The sequence below is a fragment of the Xanthomarina arctica genome (assembly GCF_014638915.1).
Taxonomy (GTDB): domain Bacteria; phylum Bacteroidota; class Bacteroidia; order Flavobacteriales; family Flavobacteriaceae; genus Xanthomarina; species Xanthomarina arctica.
On the sequence record NZ_BMFQ01000003.1, the window covers coordinates 698314 to 720975 of the forward strand.

The following is a 22662-nucleotide window of genomic DNA, read 5'->3' on the forward strand; positions in this document are numbered from 1 at the left end:
AATATGGATTTTCTTATCTTTGCAGATTAAATACATATTTAATTTTTACGAATGAAATTTGATAAAAAAATTGAAGAATTTGAGTCTTTAGGAGATAACCATATAGGAACATCTTCCAACAATCCAATGCGCGATGATGCCTTTGTATTATCAGGCGAAGAGAAAATTGAGATTATTAAAAAGGATGTAAAACACATTATGGAAACTTTAGGCCTTGATCTTACAGACGACAGTTTAAAAGGAACTCCTAATCGCGTTGCAAAAATGTTTGTAAAAGAGCTTTTTTCTGGCCTTGATCCGAATCAAAAACCTTCTGCTTCTACTTTTGACAATAAATATCAATATGGTGAAATGTTGGTAGAGAAAAACATTACGCTCTACTCTACTTGCGAACACCATTTATTACCTATAGTTGGAAAAGCTCATGTAGCTTATATTTCTAATGGCACTGTAGTTGGTTTGTCTAAAATGAATCGCATTGTTGATTATTATGCCAAACGTCCTCAAGTTCAAGAGCGCTTAACCATTCAAATTGTAAAAGAATTACAAGAAGTCTTAAATACTCAAGATGTTGCATGCGTTGTGGATGCGAAACATTTATGTGTAAATTCTCGTGGAATTAGAGATACGGCAAGTAGTACGATTACGGCTGAATTTGGCGGAAAATTTAAAGAAAAAGAAACTAAAAGAGAGTTTTTAGATTATATTAAACTGGATACTTCTTTTTAATTGGAGATAGATGATTAACGATTGTTGATTTTCGATTTTCAGCTAACTATTTAACCGCTTGGAATCAGATTCTTCGTTTCCCTTAGAATAACAGATAAACGACTTAACTCTTTTGAAGTAAAAACTTTGAATTAACATCTCAACAACAAACGACTTTACAAATAACATCTCAACAACAAACATCAAAAATATGCCACTTTACAAACAGCAAGAGATAAAAATCTACAATTCACTTTCAGGAGAAAAAGACGTTTTTAAACCTATTCATGAAGGCTACGTTGGTATGTATGTTTGTGGCCCAACGGTTTATAGCAATGTCCATTTAGGAAATGTGAGAACTTTTATGTCTTTTGATATGATTTTCAGATATCTAAAACATCTGGGTTTTAAAGTACGCTATGTTAGAAATATTACTGATGCTGGGCATTTAGAAAATGATGCTGATGAAGGAGAAGACAGAATTGCTAAAAAAGCCCGTTTGGAAGAAATTGAACCTATGGAAGTGGTTCAACGTTATACGGTCGATTTTCATAACACTTTAAATGCTTTCAATTTTCTTCCTCCAAGTATTGAACCTACTGCCACTGGACACATTATTGAGCAAATAGAATTGATTAAGACCATCATAGACAACGGCTTTGCTTATGAAGTAAATGGCTCCGTCTATTTTGATGTTTTAAAATATAATGAAATAAATAATTACGGTATTTTAAGTAAGCGTAAGGTGGAAGACTTAATTCATAACACACGCGAACTTGATGGACAAAGTGATAAGAAAAATCCTCAAGATTTTGCACTTTGGAAAAAAGCCGAACCGAGACATATTATGCGTTGGCCTTCTCCTTGGAGCGATGGTTTTCCTGGTTGGCATTTAGAGTGTACAGCCATGAGTACCAAATATCTTGGTGAGCATTTTGATATTCACGGTGGTGGTATGGATTTAAAATTTCCACATCACGAATGTGAAATAGCACAAAACCAAGCCGCTAAAGGCCAAACACCGGTAAATTACTGGATGCATGCCAACATGCTTATCATGAATGGTAAGAAAATGGCAAAATCTACCGGGAATTTTATTCTTCCGAATGAGATTTTCTCTGGAGATAATGAACATATCTCTAAAGGTTTTACACCTTCTGTCGCCAGATTCTTCATGCTTCAAGCACATTACAGATCTGTGTTAGATTTTACTAATGATGGTTTATTAGCCAGTGAAAAAGGCTTTAATAGACTTATGGATGCTATTCATTTATTAGATAGTTTACCAACTGCAACTACATCGACATTGAATGTTTTAGAATGGAAACAGAAATGTTATGATGCTATGAACGATGATTTTAATACACCCATTTTAATCGCTCACTTATTTGAAGCAGCTAAATACATCAATCAAATTAATGATGAAAAAGCTACAATTACAAAAGAAGATTTAGCTATTTTAAAAGAAACTATTCACGCCTTTGTATTTGATATTATGGGCCTTCAAGATACTGTTTCCACTAATGCTAATGGAAATTCTGATAAGCTTTCTGGAACCGTTGAATTATTGATTAAATTACGTCAAGAAGCAAGAGCTAACAAAGATTTTGCACTATCAGACCAAATCCGCAATGAACTTGATACTCTTGGAATTCAATTGAATGATGGGAAGGATGGAACGAGTTTTAATTTGTAGTCTTTAGCCCAAATCCAGATTTACTTAAACTCCCAGAGGGAGATGATATTTAAATAGACTTATGAAAAAGATATTGGCTTATCCCTTTTTACTACTCATAAAAATATATCAAACGGTTATTTCTCCATTAACACCAGCTTCTTGCAGGTTTCAACCAACTTGTTCTCATTACGCCAAAGAAGCTTTAGAAAAACATGGTTTTTTTAAAGGTGGGAAATTAGCGATTATAAGGATTTTTAGTTGTCATCCCTGGGGAAAATCAGGGTATGATCCAGTTCCTGAAAAGGATGACAACTAAAAATTGCCAACGCGCCAGCTCGCATGTTCGCTAAAAATGTACACTGTACATTTTCTGATTCGCTCCATCGCCCTGGGGAAAATCGGGGTATGATCCAGTTCCTGAAAAGGATGACAACTAAAAATTGCCAACGCGCCACCTCGCATGTTCGCTAAAAATGTACACTGTACATTTCTGATTCGCTCCATCGCCCTGGGGAAAATCAGGGTATTATCCAGTTCCCGAAAAGGATGACAACTAAAATAGTTTCCCTTCTAAGACATTTTACTTTAAATACTCACACAAGCTTTAAATGATAAATTCTCGTTAATCATTTTTAACATATTCATTTAAATAATCCATAAATGTTATATTTACATTCATAAAATAAAACCTATGTTTTTACTTAAGTTCGATTGGAATCCAATCTCTGGAATTGATATTATTGGAAATTTCAAACTTCATTTTTATAGTGTTATGTGGATTACCGCCTTCATGTTAGGATGGTATATTATGAAACGTATTTTTGTCAAAGACAAAATAAAGCTAGAATATTTAGATCCTTTATTTATTTACACGGTTTTTGCTACCATGCTTGGGGCACGTTTGGGACATGTTATATTTTATCAATCGGAATTAATTTCTCAAGATTTCTTTAGCATCTTTCTACCATTTCGTTTTCATCCAGAATTTGAATTCACAGGGTTTCAAGGTTTAGCCAGTCATGGTGCTGCTATAGGAATTATTGTAGGTATGTATTTATATAGAAGAAAATATAAGTATAAATCTTTAATGTGGATTTTAGATCGTGTTGTTATTCCAGTAGCTTCGGGTGCTGTTTTTATCCGAATTGGGAATTTTATTAATTCTGAAATCATAGGTAAAGTTACAGATTCCGCTTTTGGAGTTCGTTTTATACAAGATGAATATAGTCCAGGAGAAGCCATGCAACTTACAGGCATGAAAACACCCAGAGCCGCATATGATGCTATTGCTAATAATCCGCAATTTCAAGAATTATTGCAAGCCGTTCCCTTTAGGCATCCAGCACAATTATACGAAGCTTTTTGTTATATTTTTGTATTCTTAATCTTATGGTATTTTTATTCTAAAACCAATAAAGGAAATCAGACAGGATTTTTGTTTGGCTTGTTTCTAGTTTTATTATGGACTGTACGTTTATTTGTAGAGTTTGTAAAAGAACCTCAAGGTGAAGAATATATTACTTTTATGGGCCTAAACACAGGACAAATGTTAAGTATTCCTTTTATAATTATTGGACTTTATTTTATGTTCGGTTATAAACCCAAAGCAGAAAATAGCTAATATGACTTTCAAAATAAAACACACATTCTCATTTGTTTTAGCACTTAGCATCATTACAACAAGTGTTATAACTTCTTGTAAAGACGATAAAAAGGTTATAAAGACTACCGAAGTTTCATTTAAAAAAGAAGGAGAATTAACTCTTTATAAATTAGCAACAGACTCGATTATTACAAAATTAGATATTGAAATAGCCGACAATGAATATGATACGCAAACAGGATTGATGTACCGGAATTCCATGAAGGAAGATCGAGGGATGTTATTTGTGTTTCCAGATTCGCAACCGCGTTCCTTTTATATGAAAAACACAAAATTTGCCTTAGACCTTATCTATTTGGATGCTAATAAAAACATTGTGAGCTTTCAAGAAAACGCTGAGCCGATGAATGAAAGTTCTTTACCATCGAATGCTCCTGCTCAATATGTTTTAGAAGTAAATGCGGGATTGGTAAATAAATGGGGACTGCAAGTTGGTGATAAGATGGAATTTTCAGCAAGTAATCAGTAGTGTTTAGTGTTTGGGAAAAATTTTAAAAATACTATTCCAAACTAATTCATTTTTATTGTGCACATTCAAGTTTTAAATATAATTTGAAAGCAAATAATTATAGTTTTAGCCTTTAACATACAAATGGCTAATCAGAAGTAAATGTTTCCTTTAAACCTATTGAATAAGACTTTAAATCAAACTTTCTACATGTTTAAATAAAGCTTGAGCTGTCCTAAACACAAATAACATCAATCCATACTTAATTAGGTTGAAAGTCACCTTACAAGCTTAAAACAAGACCTGAAAGCAAATATTAGAAGTCATAGTCTTCCATAAATAAAAATGTCACTCCTAGTTAGGTTTTCATTAAGTCTAGGAATTGTTTTTAAGCCATTCTTCCTTAACCATATCTTTCTATATAAAAACAAATACATAAAGACCTTTCAGGTTTTAAAAACCTGAAAGGTCTGATGAAATTTATATAAACAACAAAAAAGCCTTTCAGTTTAAACTGAAAGGCTTTTTTTATATCTTTTAAAAAGAGAATTAAGCTTTCGCTTCTTCTAAAGCTTCTAATTCTTCTGGAGTTTTATCTCTTAAAGAATCTGCAGCATTTCCTCTTTTAACAGAGTCGTACATAACTGGAGTTGCAATAAATAATGATGAGTAAGTACCTACTACCACACCAACAATTAATGCAAACATAAATCCTCTAATAGAATCTCCACCAAAAATGAAGATAGCTAATAATACAACCAATGTTGTTAATGAGGTATTTAAGGTTCTACTTAACGTACTACTTAAAGAAGCATTAATTACTTTCTCTAAAGGCCAATTTGTGTGTTCGTTAAAGAATTCACGAATTCTATCGAATACCACCACCGTATCATTCAGAGAGTAACCAATTACTGTTAGTATTGCCGCAATAAATGCCTGATCGACTTCCATTGCAAAAGGCATGAATTTATATGTTAAAGAGAAAACTCCTAATACAATTATAACATCATGGAATACTGCCACAACTGCTCCTAAAGAGAATTGCCATCTTTTAAATCGAGACAAGATATAAAGGAATACTACGATTAATGAACCTAGAATTGCCCAGAAAGATTCCTTTTTAATATCATCCGCAATAGTTGGACTTACTTTATAGTATTTCATTAGACCAACGGTTTTATGCTCGTCATCACTAATAAAATCTTCATAAGTTACACCTTCTAAATGTGGTTGTAAAGCCACAAATAAAGAGTTTCTTAATTCTTCATCTATTGCATTATCCGTTTCGTCAACTTTATATTTTGTTGTAATTTTTAACTGATTTGAACTACCAAATGTTTTAGCATCTGCACTTCCAAACACTGCAGGATCTGAAAGCAGGCTTGTAATTTCAGAAGAACTTACATCTTGCGCAAAACGCACTTGATACGTTCTACCTCCAACAAAATCCACACCTTGATCTATACCATTTGTAAATAAAGAACCTAAGCTTAATACAATAGCAATTCCAGAAATAATGTAAGCAATCTTACGTTTCTTTAAGAAATCTATATTGATATTTCTAAATAAGTTTTTAGTAAGACTTGTAGAGAAATCTAATTTTCCTCCTCTTCCAACATACCAATCAACAATTAATCTAGTAATAAAGATAGCAGTAAATAAAGAAGTAGCAATACCAATTAATAAGGTAGTTGCGAATCCTTTAATAGGTCCTGTTCCAAAGATAAATAAAATCAATGCTGTTAAACCAGTTGTAATGTTGGCATCTAAAATAGAAGACAAGGCATTACTAAATCCATCTTGAATAGATTCTTTCTGACTTTTCCCTTTCGCGAGCTCCTCTCGAATACGCTCAAAGATAAGTACGTTTGCATCTACAGACATACCAATAGTTAATACGATACCTGCAATACCAGGAAGTGTTAAAACAGCTCCTAATCCAGATAACACACCAAATATTAATAAGATGTTAAGCGCCATTGCGATATCTGCAAATAAACCTGCTTTTCCGTAATATAAAATCATCCATATTAACACTAAAGAAAGTGCAATCATGAAAGACATTTTACCACTATCAATAGCTTCTTGTCCTAAAGATGGTCCAACTACTTCACCTTGAATAATATCTGCAGAAGCAGGTAATTTACCAGCACGTAATACGTTTGCTAAATCCGTTGCTTCATTTAATGAGAATTGACCTGAAATCTGAGAGTTTCCTCCAGAAATAGCTCCTGTAGTAACTCCTGGCGCAGAATACACCACGTTATCAAGAACAATAGCAATATAACTTCCTTGAGCAAATGCTTTTCCAGTCATTTCTTCCCAAATTTTAGCGCCCTTAGCATTCATTTGCATGGATACTACTGGCTTACTAGTTGGTCCGTAATCTTGACGAGCATCTGTAACAACAGCACCACTTAATGGTGGTACATTATCTCTATTTCCTATTAAGGCATATAAATCTGCTATTTCGCTATCTTTTTCTGGTTTCCCAAAAACAAATTTCACGTCACGCATTTCTGCAGGAATCAACGCTCTTACTTGAGGCATATTTAAATACCCTAAAACTTTTGCTTCATCCTTTATAGCAAATTGTGCTACAATTGGACCACCTTGGTAACCAAAACCTCTAATTAATTCTCCTATTGGATTGTTTTCAACACTTAAAGAATCTGGATCGTCACCTAATAAATCGGCGATTTTATCATTTTCAGAATCTTGAGATTCTACAACAACGTCTTCTATTGCTGTTTCATCTTCTAAAGTTTCAAGGCCTTTGATTAATTCGTTAGCTTGGTTTAAGAAGCCCATAAATTGTTCTCCTTTGTAGGTATCCCAAAATTCTAATTGTGCAGTACTTTGAAGTAATTTAAGAGCTCTTTCCTTGTCTTTTACACCAGGAAGTTCTACTAAAATACGTCCAGAGTTTCCTAAACGTTGAATACTTGGTGATGTTACACCAAATTCGTCAATACGTTTACGTAACACTTCGAATGCAGAAACAATAGACTCATCGATTTTTCTAGAAATGATAGGTTTTACCTGATCATCAGACATATCGAAAGTTATTTCTTCACTTAAAGATCTATTAGCAAAAATATCTGGAGAAGCTAATTTAGTATCTCCTTTAATAGCATCGAATGCTACATAGAAATCCTCTAAATAAGTGTTTTGACTGTTTTTCTGAAGCTCTGAAGCATCATCTAAAGCCCTATTGAAAACTGGGTTTTTGCTGTAATTCGATAATCCTTTTAAGATATCTTTTACAGATACTTGAAGAATAACACTAACACCACCTTTAAGGTCAAGACCAAGATTCATGGCATTTTCCTTAACTTCACTGTAAGTATAATCTGCAATACCTAAGTTATAAACATTAACGTTAGCTAATGAATCTAAATACTGACGTTCCTTTACGTCATCACCATTTGCATATACAATTGCATCGTCATCTATACTGTTTGCCTTAAATGTAAAAGACAATTGGTAAATACTTACCAAACCAAATAAAATTGCAAATAGCTTTACTAATCCTTTATTCTGCATTATTTATTAAATTAATTAGTTCTCTTGTTGATATTTTTAAAAACGAGCAAATATATATCTTCTATACTTATTTAACAAAATGTTTGAGACATATAACAAAAAAAAACAGCTTAAAAAGCTGTTTTTTTTATAATACTAAAAATGTTGACTTACATACCTTGTAACTTGTCCGTTTTTTCGTAACCCTCTGGAGGTGTCATATCAAATTTATCATCAGGTACAGTTTCTTTTTTAATTTCTGTAACTTCTTGGATAATGGTTAAATCCATTCCCATCTGACTCATGCTCATAGCCAAATACATAGGATATCCGTTTAAATCGGCTCCCATCATTGTAGATTGTTGTGAAAGCGCACTTACTTTGTCTGTTGTGTACACATCCATTTTTACAGTCACGCCTTCTTTATTTATTTCAACAAGATATTGTTGACATTCGTATCCAAGAATCGTTTTAGTTAGGTCTCCTTTAGTAACAACAACATCTTTGGTATCTTCTGCCGAAGGCTCCATAGTGTTAAGCACATACTTTTTGCCTAAAGCTTGATTATTCAAGGACATAAACATCTGGTTGTTATCTTTATCCATAATAGCTACTGAAGAACCAGTCATGAAATTATTAGTTTCAGAACGGGTTTTATTTCCTTTAAAATAAGTGGTTGTTACAATATCTCCAATCATTGCTAATTGCCCTTGTAACTCGGCATTATCAGTAGACATGGTTTGCTTAGACAACACAACGCCTTCAGTAATTGCTTCTTGAGAAAAACCAACACTTGAAATGGCAACGCACAGTATAAATAATATTTTTTTCATCTTTTTAAATTGTTTTAGGTTAAATTAAGAATTCTATAATTCTAGTAAACCATTAGTTTTTCTAACAGCTTCTGCGCTTTCAAGCATGTTTGCTTTTTCGGCATCGTTTAAATCTATTTCAACTATTTTTTCAATTCCGTTTTTTCCAAGAATAACAGGAACCCCTAAACAAATATCTTTCATGCCATATTCACCTTCAAGAAAAACCGAACAAGGGAACATTTTCATTTGATTGCAAGCAATAGCTTGAACCATACTGCTTACAGCCGCTCCAGGAGCATACCAAGCCGATGTACCTAACAATTTAGTAAGCGTAGCTCCACCAACCTTCGTATCTTCTTTAACTTGCTCTAAACGATCTGCAGATAAAAAATTTGTTACTGGAAAAGAATTTCTTGTTGCTAATCTTGTTAAAGGAATCATTCCTGTATCACTATGACCACCAAGAACCATTCCATCAACATCACTTATTGGGGCTCCTAAAGCTTCAGCTAATCTGTATTTAAAACGTGCAGAATCTAAAGCGCCACCCATTCCAATAACTCTTTGCTTTGGTAATCCTGTTGATTTAGCTGCTAAATAAGCCATGGTATCCATTGGATTACTTACAACAATAAGGATAGTATTTGGAGAATGTTTTACTAAACTAGAAGAAACAGCTTTTACAATTCCTGCGTTAATTCCAATTAATTCTTCACGAGTCATTCCCGGTTTTCTAGGAATTCCAGAAGTAATTACACAAACATCACTATCTGCAGTTGCCGAATAATCGTTAGTAATTCCTGTAATTTTTGTATCGAATCCATTTAATGAAGCTGTTTGCATTAAATCCATAGCTTTACCTTCAGCAAAACCTTCTTTAATATCTAATAAAACGACTTCTGAAGCAAAATTTTTAATTGCTATGTATTCTGCACAACTTGCTCCTACTGCTCCTGCTCCAACTACTGTTACTTTCATAATATATTGTATTTTAAATTTGTGTTGTTTTTAATGATAACAAAAGTACTAATTATTTTGTGTTAAAATAAAAAAGTGCAAGATTTAAACTCTTGCACTTTAATTATCTTTTATATACTTAAAAGTCTAAGCATCAATATTTGCATAAATAGCATTCTTTTCAATAAACTCTCTACGTGGTGGCACTTCGTCTCCCATTAACATAGAAAATATTCTATCTGCTTCCACGCCATTATCTATTTGAATTTGACGTAAGGTTCTAAATTCAGGATTCATAGTCGTATCCCAAAGTTGTTCCGCATTCATCTCTCCAAGACCTTTATAACGTTGAATCTTACTTCCATCGCCAAAATCTTTCATAATAGCAGTACGTTCCTCTTCATTCCAAGCATATTGCTTTTTAGCACCTTTCTTAATTAAATATAAAGGTGGCGTTGCAATATAAATATGCCCATTTTCAATAAGCTCTTTCATAAAACGGAAAAAGAACGTTAAGATTAAGGTTTCAATGTGACTACCATCTATATCGGCATCACACATAATAACCACTTTATGATATCTTAATTTCGATAAGTTTAAGGCTTTACTATCTTCTTCAGTTCCTATAGTTACACCAAGTGCCGTAAAGATATTCTTGATCTCTTCGTTTTCAAACACCTTATGAACCATGGCTTTTTCCACATTCAAGATTTTACCACGCAATGGAAGAATGGCTTGAAAAGCTCTATCTCTACCTTGTTTGGCTGTTCCACCTGCCGAATCTCCCTCTACTAGGTAAACTTCGCATTTTGCTGGATCTTGTTCTGAACAGTCAGATAATTTTCCAGGTAAACCACCAATACTCATAACGGTTTTACGTTGCACCATTTCACGCGCCTTTTGAGCTGCATGACGTGCTTGAGCCGCAAGAATAACTTTTTGTACAATTATTTTTGCATCTTCTGGATGTTCTTCAAGATAATCCGTTAACATTTCTGAAACAGACTGACTTACGGCAGCTGAAACTTCTCTGTTTCCTAACTTTGTTTTTGTTTGCCCTTCGAATTGTGGTTCTTGAACTTTTACCGAAATAATAGCTGTTAAGCCTTCACGGAAATCATCTCCAGCAATTTCGAATTTTAAATTTTTAAGTAGGCCAGAATCATCTGCATACTTTTTAAGCGTATGTGTTAATCCACGACGGAAACCTGATAAATGCGTTCCCCCTTCATGTGTATTAATGTTATTCACATACGAATGCAAGTTTTCGGCATAAGACGTATTGTAAACCATAGCAACTTCAACAGGAACACCATTTTTTTCACCTTCAAAAGCGATCACCTCTTTTATTAAAGGCTCTCTATTAACATCTAAGAATTTTATAAACTCTTTAAGACCTTCAGTCGAATGAAAAGTTTCACCTTCAAACTCGCCATCATCTTTTTTATGTCTTTTATCAATTAAATGAATGGTAATTCCTTTATTCAAATAAGCCAACTCACGCATTCTACTCGCTAAAGTATCGTAGTTGTACTCTAATGTTTGAGTAAAAATAGTAGCATCCGGTTTAAAGGTAACAATAGTTCCTCTTTTATCCGTTTCACCAATTTTCTTAACAGGATACATTGGTTTCCCTTTTTGGTATTCCTGCTCCCAGATTTCACCTTTTCTAAAGACTGTAGCTGTTAAATGATCTGATAATGCATTCACACAACTTACACCAACCCCATGCAATCCACCAGAAACTTTATAAGAATCCTTATCAAACTTTCCACCTGCACCAATTTTAGTCATTACAACTTCTAATGCGGAAACACCTTCTTTTTTATGTAGATCTACAGGAATACCACGCCCATCATCTTCTGTGGTAATAGAATTATCTTCATTAATTATAACCGTAATATTATCACAGTGTCCAGCCAAGGCCTCATCAATGGAGTTATCCACAACTTCATAAACCAAGTGATGCAAACCTCTTGTACCCGTATCACCAATATACATGGATGGACGCATACGCACGTGCTCCATGCCTTCAAGGGCCTGAATACTATCTGCTGAATAGTTGTCCTTATTAAATTCTTCTCTTTTATCGCTCATATAAGAAATTATTTATTTTTATTGTTTGTTTAGACCCCGTTCTTCAACGGGATTAATTCAACTTTCTAAATTTTATTCGTCTCAGCGACTTGAAAATTCAGAGTTTCATTAACATAAAAAAAGATGCTAGAGGCATCCTTTTGAATACAAACAAAGATACAAACAAATAAGGCTTTTAAAAAGCATTTTAACGAATATCGTCTATTTTTATCAACATTTGTTAATTACATTAAAACGTCTCAGAAAGCCTTAAAACACCTTTAAAATAGATTTTGATGATTTATTTCTAAATGTCAAAACACAAAAACAGCAATCGTTGATGTGAGGTGATTTATTGAATTTAAAGGATTCCTATTTTGACTCATTTTTCGGAAGCATTTAATCATTTTTAATAGTTTTCAATTCTTTATCAATTATTTCTAATATTTCAGAGATTAGATTCATTAAATCCTTTTGAATAATATGTCGCAAATCTTCTAATTGTGTTTTATTATACAAATGACCAAAAAAAGCTTTTTGCTCAAATAAGAATTTTATGGCTTCTGCTTCTTTGGCTCTATCTGAATTTTGTTCTAATTCTATCCGATCTCTTAATTGCGGAACGGACAAGGTAAGCAATATGGGTTCAGCAATTATTTGTAATCTGTTTAGGAGAAACATACTTGTTTCCTGATCTTCAAACCCAGCATTTAGTATGGAAAAATATTCAGCCAACAATCTATTAAGTTCGCCATTTTTAATTAAGTCAGAATCTCCAGTATTTATTAAAGCATCATAAGCTCCTGTTACCAACTCAGCTCTGTACCATGAAAAAGCACCATATTCAACATACATTTTTATAGAATCATTAATAGGCATGGGTATTTTGTTTTCATAAACAGAAATTAAAGAAATACTTCGTGCCAAAGAATTTTTCTGCATCATCAACGTATGTTGCAGTCGTTTTTCAGATTCTTTAAAATCGGATTTTAAGGAACGTAAAATAACATGTTCTTGATTTGTTCTTTTACGATTTTCATTCCAATTATTAATCTGAAGCGCGATAAGAATACCAATGACTACAAGAATAATTTCTCCAATGGCGTATTTGAAGTATTTGCCTGTTTGATTTTTCATGAGTAATGATTTTCTGATATGTCTAAAAAATTTAATCATGTTATGCCTTTTCTAATTTTATTTTTAATTCTTCTGTGATTTCTTTTAGTGCTGGTATCATCCCATTTAGCATTCTTACGTAATTATTATAAATTAATTGATAGCTACTAATCACGCGATGCCTATATTCAGAATTGTATAGAAAATAATCTTGCAACTCTTTACTGCTATTATCTTGCATGATGGTTTTACCCATGTATTCAGGATACCAACTGTAGTTATCTCTAAATTTATATATTAAATCTTCACTTTCCTGATTGATCCTTTTTTCAAAACCATTAATCAATAAAATCTCCATATTAGCATAGACATCTATTATTTCTAGTGACAAACTATCTTTAACATTCAATGTTTTTAATTGATTGACTCCTGTCATATTTAGGCTTGTAGCCACACCAAAAGTTGTTAACATTCTAGATAATCCTACATCGAATAAATCTGGGGTTATAGAATCGTTAATCACTTTTTTAAAGATATATTCTATGCCATTGTAATATTCTAAATTAGTAGTCAACTCTTGAATATCGTTTTCAATATCGGTTAGCGTGCGTTCATAAACTGAAATGAGTTGTTCTTGTTTGAGTCTTTTTTCATTCCAATTATTAATTTGAAGTGCAATGAGAATTCCAATGACTACAAGAATAATTTCGCCAATGGCGTATTTGAGGTACTTGCCTGTTTTATTTTGTTCCATGAGATTGTATCGTAATTTTCTAAAGAATTTAATCATTGAGTTCAGTTTCGGTTGCTTCTATTAATTGCATTACTTGACCATTTAATCTGTTTAGCCTTTCCATATTTCTAATATTTCTTCGATAATCTATTTTTAATATGTTACGTGCTGTTGGTGATTGTAATAATTGTATTAATTGTTTTCTAGCTTCTTCTTTATTTTGATAAGAAGCTAAATCACCTTCATAGCTAAACTCATATATATTTTGATTATAACGCCAATAATTATCCTCTATATCTACTGCGCGATTTTGTGTTCCTTCAAAACCCTTAATATTTGGAATAATAAAAGTATAATAGATTTTAAAACGTTCTATTAAATCCTCGTACTTACCAAAATTTGTAATTCCGGAACTTTCTATTTTTTTAAATGTGGAAGTACTAAAAGGAACTTCTGAATAGAATGTTTCCAGACTTTTTTCTAAACTATCTATAGTTAATGCGTTGTAATCTGTTAATGCCAAGAATGATTTGGTAGTCTTAATCCGTCTTTTAGCGAGATTTATTGAGTTATTTACACTTAAAGTGTCGTTTTTCAAATCTTTAATTATTTCTGTTAAATAACTTTTTAACTTGATGTTATTGATGCGATTTTCATTCCAATTATTTATTTGAAGCGCAATCAGGATTCCAATAACAACGAGGATGATTTCGCCAATGGCGTATTTGAAGTATTTCGAGGTTTTCGAGCCTGACGAAGCTTTAGCGAAGGTTGGTTTTTCCATGAGTAATGATTTCCTGATATGTCTAAAGAATTTTATCATAGTTTTAAATTGAGTAAGGTTAAGTCCGTAAACGGCTATCTTCACCAAATGCCCACTGGACATTCGATTTTGCTTAGGCAAAATTTTGTTTCGATAATCTGAAGATTTTAATCATTAATAATAGATTCTAAATGTTTCTTTTCTCCTGTCATTTGCCAATGTCCTAGAGATGTTGGTATGCTACCAATACTGTTTAGTGTATCGAAAAAATCTTTGATTTTAAATTCGTTTCCATTAAGTTCTTGTATTCGTGCATAATCTGCCATAGCAGCTTCTAATAAATACTTTCCAGTAATATAACTGGTGCCGTAACCAGGTTGACGTAAGTACAAATGCTGCTCGAAAATAAGAAGCTCTTTTTCAGTTTTCATCCAACCTCTTGGTGTATACTCACTGTGAATGCCACCAGCTTCTTCCATGGTCATATCGTTAGAGTGTGCATATAATGAGCCTAATCCTCGTGCAGCACGCTGTGCTATCATGATATAGACGATTTCTTTGGTTCGTGGACTGTCGTCATACAACCCAGCTTGCATAAACATCTCTTCAACAGCTGTGGCTGTACCTTCGTTTCTTGAATCGAATATGTTATAGAGTAAAGGTTCTCGTCTAATCTCGCTTTTGTGTGGCTCATTATCCATACGTGCTAATTCAAACCAATGATAAAAGTGTGAGTATAATGGTCGCGCATCATAGTGTTGTCCAATCGAGAAAAAATTACGTTCCTCTTTTGGAATATATTCGCCTAAGTGCTCGCGTAGTGCAGAATCGAAATAAGGTTTTACAGTTACAATATCTTGGTCCTCTAAAAAGTTCATTAAACTTACTGCTGAAGCTTCAGCCATTTTGTTATAAGCTTCTGGTGAATTAGCATCTTTAAGTTCAGGAAGGCCTCTATTTCTATGTTCCTCAAGTTTTAATGCTGTCCAAGCACGAGCGAGTTCTCGTTTCAAAATCATAACTTCGTCATCCCAAGTTAATGGCACCAAATGAACATTTTGTAAATACCAAGTATAATTGTCTTTTCCTATTCCAGATGGACCCGTTTTTGAATTCCCTTCTTTTTGTAACCATGAAACAAAATTATTTGTAGATGCAATGGCTTGATCAATAACTTCAATTATTTCAGCATCCTCTTTTATCCCTTTCATTTCTTTAAGTTGTGCAAGTTCATAACTTTGATATTCAATATCCCTAATGCCTGTAATCCATAAATCTTTAGCATTGCCTGCTAAGTTTAGTTGTGCTTGTGTGTTTAATGGACGAATGACTTTTAGCTCAGAAATGAACTTAGCTCTGGCTTCTGGAGATAACGGAAAATTATACTTCCATACTTCAAGAATGCCATGGTTTGTTGGTCCTTCGTGTGCTGGAACATCACTTCTATACATCCAAATAGCTTTGTAATACGCAGGATCGCGAACCCAAGGTTTTAATATGTTATTATTAAAATCGTAACCGTTCATTTCGGCCCAAACAATCATCCAATCTACTTGGTTTGCTATAGACCAATTTGACGTGTCAATCGTTTTTAATTGGTTTTGAAGTTCTTTAAACTCAGGCCAACGTTTGTAGAAGGTTGCTTTCGTGTAATCTGGTGCGCCATCAAGTTTTGGAGGGTTTTCAAAAGCACGCCATTCCTTAAATAGCTTTACTAAATCGTCATAACTATTGGTATTATAAGTTTGTGTATCAGTCTGTATAGCATTTTCTGATTTTTCTTTTGTATTACAGCTACATACTAAAAAACTGATGCTTAGGATAACTAATAAATGTTTCATTGGTTGGTTTCGTTTTATTTACTATTCTAGGTATGCATTAATTCCTTGTTTTAACATAGAGATTTTTTAAGTGCCACTTTTTTTATTTCGGCACTATGATTTCGAAAAGATCCTCTGTGCTTAATCATATTTATATAAATAGTATCATTTAGCAATTCTTTATAATTCGTTGGAATGGCTTCAAAAAAAATTGGATTGAGGATTTCTATTTCTAATTTTGTTCCATAAGGTTATATCGTATTTTTCTAGAGAATTTAATCATGCTGTTTTAGCTCTTTATCTATCATTTGAATAACTTCTTCAATTTCCTTATTTATTCTTTTGCAAGCTTCTATTCCATTTTTCCGAAAATACATGTTGTTATTTAAAATATTTATAAACTCGTCGTTTGTTTTTAAGGCTTCAAAATCATTAGGTCTTGCAAGATTATTCTCGATATTATATCGAATATGTTTTTCGGAAAACGGGATGGTCACATTTTCAGCTCGTGCCCATTCTAATCTATCAAAATCGTCTACAAGCCAAGCAAAAGCAGATTCATATATATAGGTAATGCCATTTTTAATACTATCGTTTTGGATAATATCCAAACCCTTCGTTTTTAAAGTTTCATAGTCTATATAAGTCAAATAAGGACTCGCCCAAGTTGAAATATATATAAAAGATGAATCTAGTTCTATGTTATATGGCAAATCTTGATCTATATAATGAAGGATGCGTTTGTAATGTTTTATTTGTTCCTCATCCCTATTTACAACCCTATCTAACTTACTTTTAGAATCTATAAGATTGCTTTTAATATTTTGAAGGATAGCATGTTCTACAGTTCTTAATTTTCTGTCTTCATTCCAGTTATTAATTTGTAATGCAATCAAAATCCCAATAACTACAAGCACAATTTCACCTATAGCGTATTTAAAGTACTTGCCTGTTTTTCCTGTTTCCATGAGGTTACGTCTTATATGTCTAAAGAATTTAATCATTACTTATACTAGAATTTGATTGATTAATGCCACTATAAAAATGCTTAATAAAAACCAGCCTAAGAAGCCTTGAAAAATACAAATGTATTTAGCCAAGCCACGTGTTGGTATCGTTCCAAAACCTAAAGTCACAAAACTATTAACGCTTAAAGTGATAGCATTGAAAAAACTAATAAAAAACCCTTTTGCTAATGACAGAAAGGGTCTAACATAGCCTTTCTCGTTTTTTTCTATAAAGGTGTTAAAATCTGCTACTAATTTTTGCTTGGAAGAAACATCCCAATCTGATGGGAAAAAAAAATAAATAATACTAAAGAAGATAATTATCCAGAGTGAAGCTGTCATGGCTTGTGCTGGATCTGTGCCATGTTTGGTGTAAACACTCAATAATTTATTAAGATATAATTGGAAGAAGTTGGTTGTGCCACCATCTGTTTTATATAGATATTCATAGCGATTTAAATGCAAGCCTTTCATGTCCAGAAATACATCGTTCGCATCGTCCAGATTGCCATAGTTTTTATAAACTTCTAAAAGCCTGCTGTGTGATCCTAAAAGATGAAAAAAGCTTTTTGAGTCTTGTAATTCGGTTTCTGAAATGCCTCGATAAGGTGTAGAAAAAATAGTAGGTTGCCAGACTAACTTCCCTTTTAAATCCTTCCAATTAACATTGACAATATTTTGAGGCGTCGATGGCATGGAAGCTCCCATACTCACTGTAGTAAAAACATTATTGTCTAATTCAAAATTATCGCTTACAATAGAAGATAAAATTAGAGGTGTTTGAAACGTGTTTTTTACTACCTCCATTTTATTGGACTTTTGCCCAAAAATAACTGGAACAGATGCTGTACTATCTATAAAGGTATTGCCTTTTATATTCAAGGTGTTTATGGTACGATCGTTAGACATGATGGCTAATAAATAATTACCTTTAATAGCATGATCCCTATTTATAAATTCACTGTCGGTCGAGTCTAATTGGGTATTAAATCTGTCTTCAGTTGAATACCAATTATTATCTTCTGGAATTTTAGGAAGTTGAAAAGTATTACTAATTATATCAAACTTTTTAGTTTCAACTTCCGTAATTTCTACAATGCCTAATTGATTATTAATTATCTTGATTTCACCTGGTTTAATAGCCCAAAGTTGCAGGAAGTCGATATGACTATTTTGTACAAAAATTCTGGGTGAAACTACAGATTCGTTCCCTATCCATAAATGATTGATATCAACAGCACCAAAATAGGTGACGAAATTATTGAACCAAATCATAAACATTTGGTCTGCCTTAATATTTACAAACACTAATCTTGAAGAATTGAATACTTCATCTTCGATATCGGAATAGATTTTTAAACTTAATTGGACATCATTTGAAAAATGAAAATTTTTAATTGTAATTCGTGGATCCAATATAGATAAATCTTCAATTAATCCATTTATTTCTAAAGCACACCTAATATTAAAAATAGAATCGTTTACTAAATAACGTTTGGCATCTGGATATTTTTTAATTATTGCTCGAGGGTCAATAATTTCATTGTCGTAATTTTTAAGACTGAATTCATAAAAACTACCAGAAGGTTTTAACGTGTCGTTTTCTGTTAATGAAAGCGCTTGGTAAAAAACATCTATAAGTGGTGTTTTTTGTTGTGCAAATCCATTGTTACTTATAAACAGTAGTATTAATAAACAAGAAGTTAGAGGCTTTAAAGTGTATTTACTAAAAGCACAATAGAAGACACAGAAGTATGTATTCATTTCGTTGGTTGGTTGGTTGGTCAATGTCTAAAGATAGTTATTTTTTAAATGTAAAAAACCAGCTGGTTAGCTGGTTTTCAATTATTTAATTTATGACGCCTAATCTTTGAATATTATAAAATGTGTTTTCATGAAAAGATCCCGAAATGCATCGAGATTAATTCGGTTTTACTAAATTTTCTACGACTGCGTCTTGTTGAATAATTACTTTCAAACGATCCCGATATGCATCGGGATTAATTCAGCTAACTAAATTTTCTACGACTGCGTCTTGAAAATTTAGAGCTTCATTAATATGCATCTGCATGCACTTTTGCAACAGCTCTTCCAGAAGGGTCGTTCATGTTTTTAAATGCCTCATCCCATTCTAAAGCGATTTTTGTACTACAAGCCACACTGGCTTCTTGAGGCACAGATAAAGCCGCTGTATCACTTGGAAAATGTTCAGTAAAAATAGAACGATAGTAAAACTCCTCTTTACTTGTTGGCGTTTGAATAGGAAATTTGTATTTCGCATTTGCCAATTGTTCGTCGGTTACTTCTTTAGCTACCACTTCTTTTAGTGTGTCAATCCAACTATAACCAACTCCATCACTAAACTGTTCTTTTTGTCTCCAGGCAATTTCTAGTGGAATTACATCTTCAAACGCTTTTCTTAGCACCCATTTTTCCATGCGTTCTCCATTGATCATTTTATCTTGAGGATTGATGCGCATAGCCACATCCATAAATTCTTTATCTAAAAATGGCACACGCCCTTCAATTCCCCAAGCTGCTAAACTTTTGTTTGCTCTTAAACAATCGTATTGATGAAGTTTACTTAATTTTCTAACCGTTTCTTCGTGAAATTCTTGTGCATTTGGCGCTTTATGAAAATACAAATAACCTCCAAAAAGTTCATCTGCACCTTCACCAGATAATACCATTTTAATTCCCATCGATTTAATAACTCTTGCCATTAAATACATAGGTGTGCTAGCTCTAATAGTGGTTACATCGTAAGTTTCTAATTGATAGATCACATCTTTTATAGCATCTAAACCTTCTTGAATTGTAAATTTTATTTCATGATGAACTGTTCCAATATGATCTGCCACTTTTTTTGCAGCTATTAAATCTGGAGAACCTTCTAGTCCTACAGAAAAACTATGAAGTTGTGGCCACCAAGCTTCAGAAGTGTCATCGCTTTCAATACGTTTTTGTGAATATTTTTTCGCAATTGCAGATGTAATAGAAGAATCTAAACCACCAGAAAGTAAAACCCCATAAGGCACATCGCTCATTAATTGTCTATGAACAGCCGCTTCTAGCGCGTCTTTAATATTTGCTATACTCGTTTCGTTATCTTTTACTGCATCGAATTCAGTCCACTCACGTTTATACCATTTCACGAATTTTCCATCTGTACTAGACATATAATGTCCTGGCGGAAATAATTCAATTTTAGAGCAAACACCTTCAAGTGCTTTTAATTCTGAAGCTACGTAAAAAGTCCCATTTTCATCCCAACCAATATATAAAGGAATAATTCCCATATGATCTCTGGCAATAAAATAGCTATCATTTTCAACATCGTAAATAGCAAATCCAAAAATGCCATTCATATCATCTAAAAATTCAACTCCTTTTTCTTTATATAATGCTAAAATAACTTCACAATCGCTTTCAGTTTGAAAGTTATAAGCCGTTTTTAATTGTTTTCTTAACTCTCTATGGTTGTAAATTTCACCATTGGCAGCAAGAATAAGTTTTTTATCTTCACTCAATAAAGGCTGTTTTCCTGAAGCTGGATCTACAATAGCCAAACGTTCATGAGCCATGATTACTTTATCATTACTATAAATACCGCTCCAATCTGGACCTCTATGACGAATCTTTTTAGCCATTTCTAATATTTGAGGTCTTAATTCCTCAGCGGTTTCTTTTAAATCGAATGCACATACAATGCCACACATAGTCTTTATTTTTTATTGATACTTATTTTAAATAGTTAAGCAAAATTGAACTAATTATTGTAAATATGAAACATATAATCATAAAACTGTTACAATTTAAAATCAAATAGACTTATTTAGTGCCTATTTGTAGTTTTTATGGATGATTTATTTTTATTTTCATCCAAATTGTAAATTTTAACATATCCTTCCGACAAATATTAAGACGATTCTAATATTTTTAAACTTTAACAAAATAAATCCTAAAACTTTGGTGGAATCTCAAGGTAATTTAGGAGATAAAAACACATTCTATGAAAAAATCAACTTTAATTTCAACTTTAGCATTTTCACTTGTCATGCTATTATCAACAACCTTATCTGCACAAACTTACAGCGATTTAGACAAAAGCCCGTTAGATGCGGCGTCATTTCCTAGTAGTTACAAAGTTTCAGAGAAACAAGTAAAAGTAATTTATAGTAGACCACAATTAAAAGGAAGAGACGTTGCAACTTTAGCTCCAGATGGTAAAGTATGGAGAACTGGCGCAAACGAAGCTGTGGAGATTACTTTTTACCAAGACAAAATGTTTGGAGACAAAAAAGTAAAAGCAGGTACTTATACTATGTACACTATTCCAAATGAAGCTGAATGGACTATAATACTAAACTCAGATTTAAATGCGTGGGGATCTTATTCTTACAACGAAGCTAACGATATTGCTAGAGTAACAGTACCAGTTACTCAAGACGAGGAATCTTTAGAAGCTTTTTCTATGGCTTTTGATGACGATGGAACAATGTACATGGGTTGGGACACTTTAAGAGTTGCAGTGCCAATCAAATAAATTCAGAGTTTTAAGTTTAGAATTCAAAAAATAAAAAATGTTCCATAGCTTAAATGCTTTGGAACATTTTTTATTCTTGTAAAATTAAACCTCATCCCTAATACCTCATGCCTTTTATGGGATATTCAAATATTTATGCGTTTGCAAGGATACTTTCCACTGTGGATTTGCCATAACATAATCTACAATTTCCGGAACTACTTTATCTCGTTTGCTCCATTCTGGTTGCAAATATAGAATGCAATCTTTATTTACTTTTGCTGCCTGTTCTTCTGCAAACTTAAAATCACTCTTGTTAAAAATAATACATTTTAACTCATGTGCTTTCTCATAAATCTCTTCGGTTGGTAATTTTAATTTTTTAGGAGATAAGCAAATCCAATCCCAAACACCAGTTAATTTATAAGCTCCAGAGGTTTCAATATGCGTTTGTAGTCCGTTAGCTTTTAAAGCTGTTGTTAACGGATCCATATTCCAAGTTAATGGCTCTCCTCCTGTTACAACAATCGTTTTACTGTATTTTGTAGCATTGGCAACAATTTTATCAATCTCTGTTGGAGGATGTAAATCTGCCAACCAACTTTCTTTAACATCACACCAATGGCATCCAACATCGCAACCACCAATTCTTACAAAATAAGCCGCCGTTCCTTTATGGAATCCTTCTCCTTGAATGGTGTAAAACTCTTCCATTAACGGAAGAAGCAACCCCTTATCAATCAGTTCTTGTCTTTCACTTTTTGTCATAGTTTGCAAAGATATGAAACAGTATTCAGTAAGTAGTATACAGCAAACAGTTTTTCGGAA

At 32.9% G+C, this 22662-nt stretch carries 18 protein-coding genes; 6 read left to right on the forward strand and 12 right to left on the reverse strand.

Annotated elements, in window-relative coordinates; translation table 11 throughout:
* Positions 1–51 precede the first annotated feature (51 nt).
* The 5 genes from folE to IEV77_RS14330 all read left to right on the forward strand — a co-directional run bounded on the left by folE (position 52) and on the right by IEV77_RS14330 (position 4518).
* On the forward strand, positions 52–729 hold the full coding sequence (folE, locus tag IEV77_RS14310) for a GTP cyclohydrolase I FolE (protein ID WP_188465987.1): 678 nt from the start codon (positions 52–54) through the stop codon (positions 727–729).
* Between the two features lie 190 nt (positions 730–919).
* Complete coding sequence (gene cysS, locus IEV77_RS14315) at positions 920–2404, forward strand: cysteine--tRNA ligase (protein ID WP_188465989.1); 1485 nt, start codon at positions 920–922, stop codon at positions 2402–2404.
* 61 nt (positions 2405–2465) lie between these two features.
* Complete coding sequence (yidD, locus tag IEV77_RS14320) at positions 2466–2702, forward strand: membrane protein insertion efficiency factor YidD (RefSeq protein WP_188465991.1); 237 nt, start codon at positions 2466–2468, stop codon at positions 2700–2702.
* 375 nt (positions 2703–3077) lie between these two features.
* Positions 3078–4007, forward strand: coding sequence for a prolipoprotein diacylglyceryl transferase (gene lgt, locus IEV77_RS14325; protein ID WP_188465993.1), 930 nt, complete (start codon positions 3078–3080; stop codon positions 4005–4007).
* 1 nt (position 4008) lies between these two features.
* Positions 4009–4518, forward strand: a complete 510-nt coding sequence (locus IEV77_RS14330; RefSeq protein ID WP_188465995.1) for a DUF192 domain-containing protein — start codon at positions 4009–4011, stop codon at positions 4516–4518.
* Between the two features lie 528 nt (positions 4519–5046).
* On the opposite strand, the gene secDF is transcribed toward IEV77_RS14330, so the two are convergent.
* The 11 genes from secDF to asnB form a co-directional block, all read right to left on the reverse strand.
* Entirely contained in the window at positions 5047–8043 is a 2997-nt protein-coding gene (gene secDF, locus IEV77_RS14335; protein WP_188465997.1) for a protein translocase subunit SecDF, read from the reverse strand.
* Positions 8044–8192: 149 nt separating this feature from the next.
* On the reverse strand, positions 8193–8855 hold the full coding sequence (locus IEV77_RS14340) for a hypothetical protein (RefSeq protein ID WP_188465999.1): 663 nt from the start codon (positions 8853–8855) through the stop codon (positions 8193–8195).
* A 33-nt stretch (positions 8856–8888) separates the two neighbouring features.
* Positions 8889–9815 carry a malate dehydrogenase gene (mdh, locus tag IEV77_RS14345; protein WP_188466001.1) on the reverse strand — a complete coding sequence of 309 codons (927 nt, stop codon included), beginning with the start codon at positions 9813–9815 and terminating at the stop codon, positions 8889–8891.
* Between the two features lie 126 nt (positions 9816–9941).
* Positions 9942–11891, reverse strand: a complete 1950-nt coding sequence (gene gyrB / locus IEV77_RS14350) for a DNA topoisomerase (ATP-hydrolyzing) subunit B (RefSeq protein ID WP_188466003.1) — start codon at positions 11889–11891, stop codon at positions 9942–9944.
* Between the two features lie 378 nt (positions 11892–12269).
* Complete coding sequence (locus IEV77_RS14355) at positions 12270–13046, reverse strand: DUF6090 family protein (protein WP_444542123.1); 777 nt, start codon at positions 13044–13046, stop codon at positions 12270–12272.
* A 1-nt stretch (position 13047) separates the two neighbouring features.
* Positions 13048–13776, reverse strand: a complete 729-nt coding sequence (locus IEV77_RS14360; protein WP_188466273.1) for a DUF6090 family protein — start codon at positions 13774–13776, stop codon at positions 13048–13050.
* The gene (locus IEV77_RS14365) at positions 13769–14503 is read right to left on the reverse strand and encodes a DUF6090 family protein (RefSeq protein ID WP_188466005.1); all 735 of its coding nucleotides are present in this window, start codon (positions 14501–14503) and stop codon (positions 13769–13771) included. The genes IEV77_RS14360 and IEV77_RS14365 overlap by 8 nt, the downstream gene beginning before the upstream one ends.
* A 146-nt stretch (positions 14504–14649) precedes the next feature.
* Complete coding sequence (locus IEV77_RS14370) at positions 14650–16323, reverse strand: hypothetical protein (protein WP_188466007.1); 1674 nt, start codon at positions 16321–16323, stop codon at positions 14650–14652.
* 254 nt (positions 16324–16577) lie between these two features.
* Positions 16578–17270, reverse strand: coding sequence for a DUF6090 family protein (locus tag IEV77_RS14375; protein ID WP_188466009.1), 693 nt, complete (start codon positions 17268–17270; stop codon positions 16578–16580).
* A gap of 39 nt (positions 17271–17309) precedes the next feature.
* The gene (locus tag IEV77_RS14380) at positions 17310–19073 is read right to left on the reverse strand and encodes an ion channel (protein WP_188466011.1); all 1764 of its coding nucleotides are present in this window, start codon (positions 19071–19073) and stop codon (positions 17310–17312) included.
* A 290-nt stretch (positions 19074–19363) separates the two neighbouring features.
* On the reverse strand, positions 19364–21028 hold the full coding sequence (asnB, locus tag IEV77_RS14385) for an asparagine synthase B (RefSeq protein WP_188466013.1): 1665 nt from the start codon (positions 21026–21028) through the stop codon (positions 19364–19366).
* 293 nt (positions 21029–21321) lie between these two features.
* Here asnB and IEV77_RS14390 point away from each other — a divergent pair, with 293 nt between their 5' ends.
* Entirely contained in the window at positions 21322–21855 is a 534-nt protein-coding gene (locus tag IEV77_RS14390; protein ID WP_188466015.1) for a DUF2911 domain-containing protein, read from the forward strand.
* 114 nt (positions 21856–21969) lie between these two features.
* On the opposite strand, the gene IEV77_RS14395 is transcribed toward IEV77_RS14390, so the two are convergent.
* The gene (locus IEV77_RS14395) at positions 21970–22602 is read right to left on the reverse strand and encodes a 7-carboxy-7-deazaguanine synthase QueE (RefSeq protein WP_188466017.1); all 633 of its coding nucleotides are present in this window, start codon (positions 22600–22602) and stop codon (positions 21970–21972) included.
* Between the last annotated feature and the right edge of the window lie 60 nt (positions 22603–22662).

Bases quoted from the DNA above. Each gene is read 5' to 3' on its own strand.
- IEV77_RS14370 (WP_188466007.1), bottom strand. From the start codon at position 16,323: ATGAAACATTTATTAGTTATCCTAAGCATCAGTTTTTTAGTATGTAGC.
- gyrB (WP_188466003.1), bottom strand. From the start codon at position 11,891: ATGAGCGATAAAAGAGAAGAATTTAATAAGGACAACTATTCAGCAGAT.
- cysS (WP_188465989.1), top strand. From the start codon at position 920: ATGCCACTTTACAAACAGCAAGAGATAAAAATCTACAATTCACTTTCA.
- IEV77_RS14365 (WP_188466005.1), bottom strand. From the start codon at position 14,503: ATGGAAAAACCAACCTTCGCTAAAGCTTCGTCAGGCTCGAAAACCTCG.
- yidD (WP_188465991.1), top strand. From the start codon at position 2,466: ATGAAAAAGATATTGGCTTATCCCTTTTTACTACTCATAAAAATATAT.
- IEV77_RS14330 (WP_188465995.1), top strand. From the start codon at position 4,009: ATGACTTTCAAAATAAAACACACATTCTCATTTGTTTTAGCACTTAGC.
- IEV77_RS14355 (WP_444542123.1), bottom strand. From the start codon at position 13,046: ATGATTAAATTTTTTAGACATATCAGAAAATCATTACTCATGAAAAAT.
- folE (WP_188465987.1), top strand. From the start codon at position 52: ATGAAATTTGATAAAAAAATTGAAGAATTTGAGTCTTTAGGAGATAAC.
- IEV77_RS14340 (WP_188465999.1), bottom strand. From the start codon at position 8,855: ATGAAAAAAATATTATTTATACTGTGCGTTGCCATTTCAAGTGTTGGT.
- IEV77_RS14380 (WP_188466011.1), bottom strand. From the start codon at position 19,073: ATGAATACATACTTCTGTGTCTTCTATTGTGCTTTTAGTAAATACACT.
- mdh (WP_188466001.1), bottom strand. From the start codon at position 9,815: ATGAAAGTAACAGTAGTTGGAGCAGGAGCAGTAGGAGCAAGTTGTGCA.
- IEV77_RS14390 (WP_188466015.1), top strand. From the start codon at position 21,322: ATGAAAAAATCAACTTTAATTTCAACTTTAGCATTTTCACTTGTCATG.
- asnB (WP_188466013.1), bottom strand. From the start codon at position 21,028: ATGTGTGGCATTGTATGTGCATTCGATTTAAAAGAAACCGCTGAGGAA.
- IEV77_RS14375 (WP_188466009.1), bottom strand. From the start codon at position 17,270: ATGGAAACAGGAAAAACAGGCAAGTACTTTAAATACGCTATAGGTGAA.
- IEV77_RS14360 (WP_188466273.1), bottom strand. From the start codon at position 13,776: ATGATTAAATTCTTTAGAAAATTACGATACAATCTCATGGAACAAAAT.
- IEV77_RS14395 (WP_188466017.1), bottom strand. From the start codon at position 22,602: ATGACAAAAAGTGAAAGACAAGAACTGATTGATAAGGGGTTGCTTCTT.
- lgt (WP_188465993.1), top strand. From the start codon at position 3,078: ATGTTTTTACTTAAGTTCGATTGGAATCCAATCTCTGGAATTGATATT.
- secDF (WP_188465997.1), bottom strand. From the start codon at position 8,043: ATGCAGAATAAAGGATTAGTAAAGCTATTTGCAATTTTATTTGGTTTG.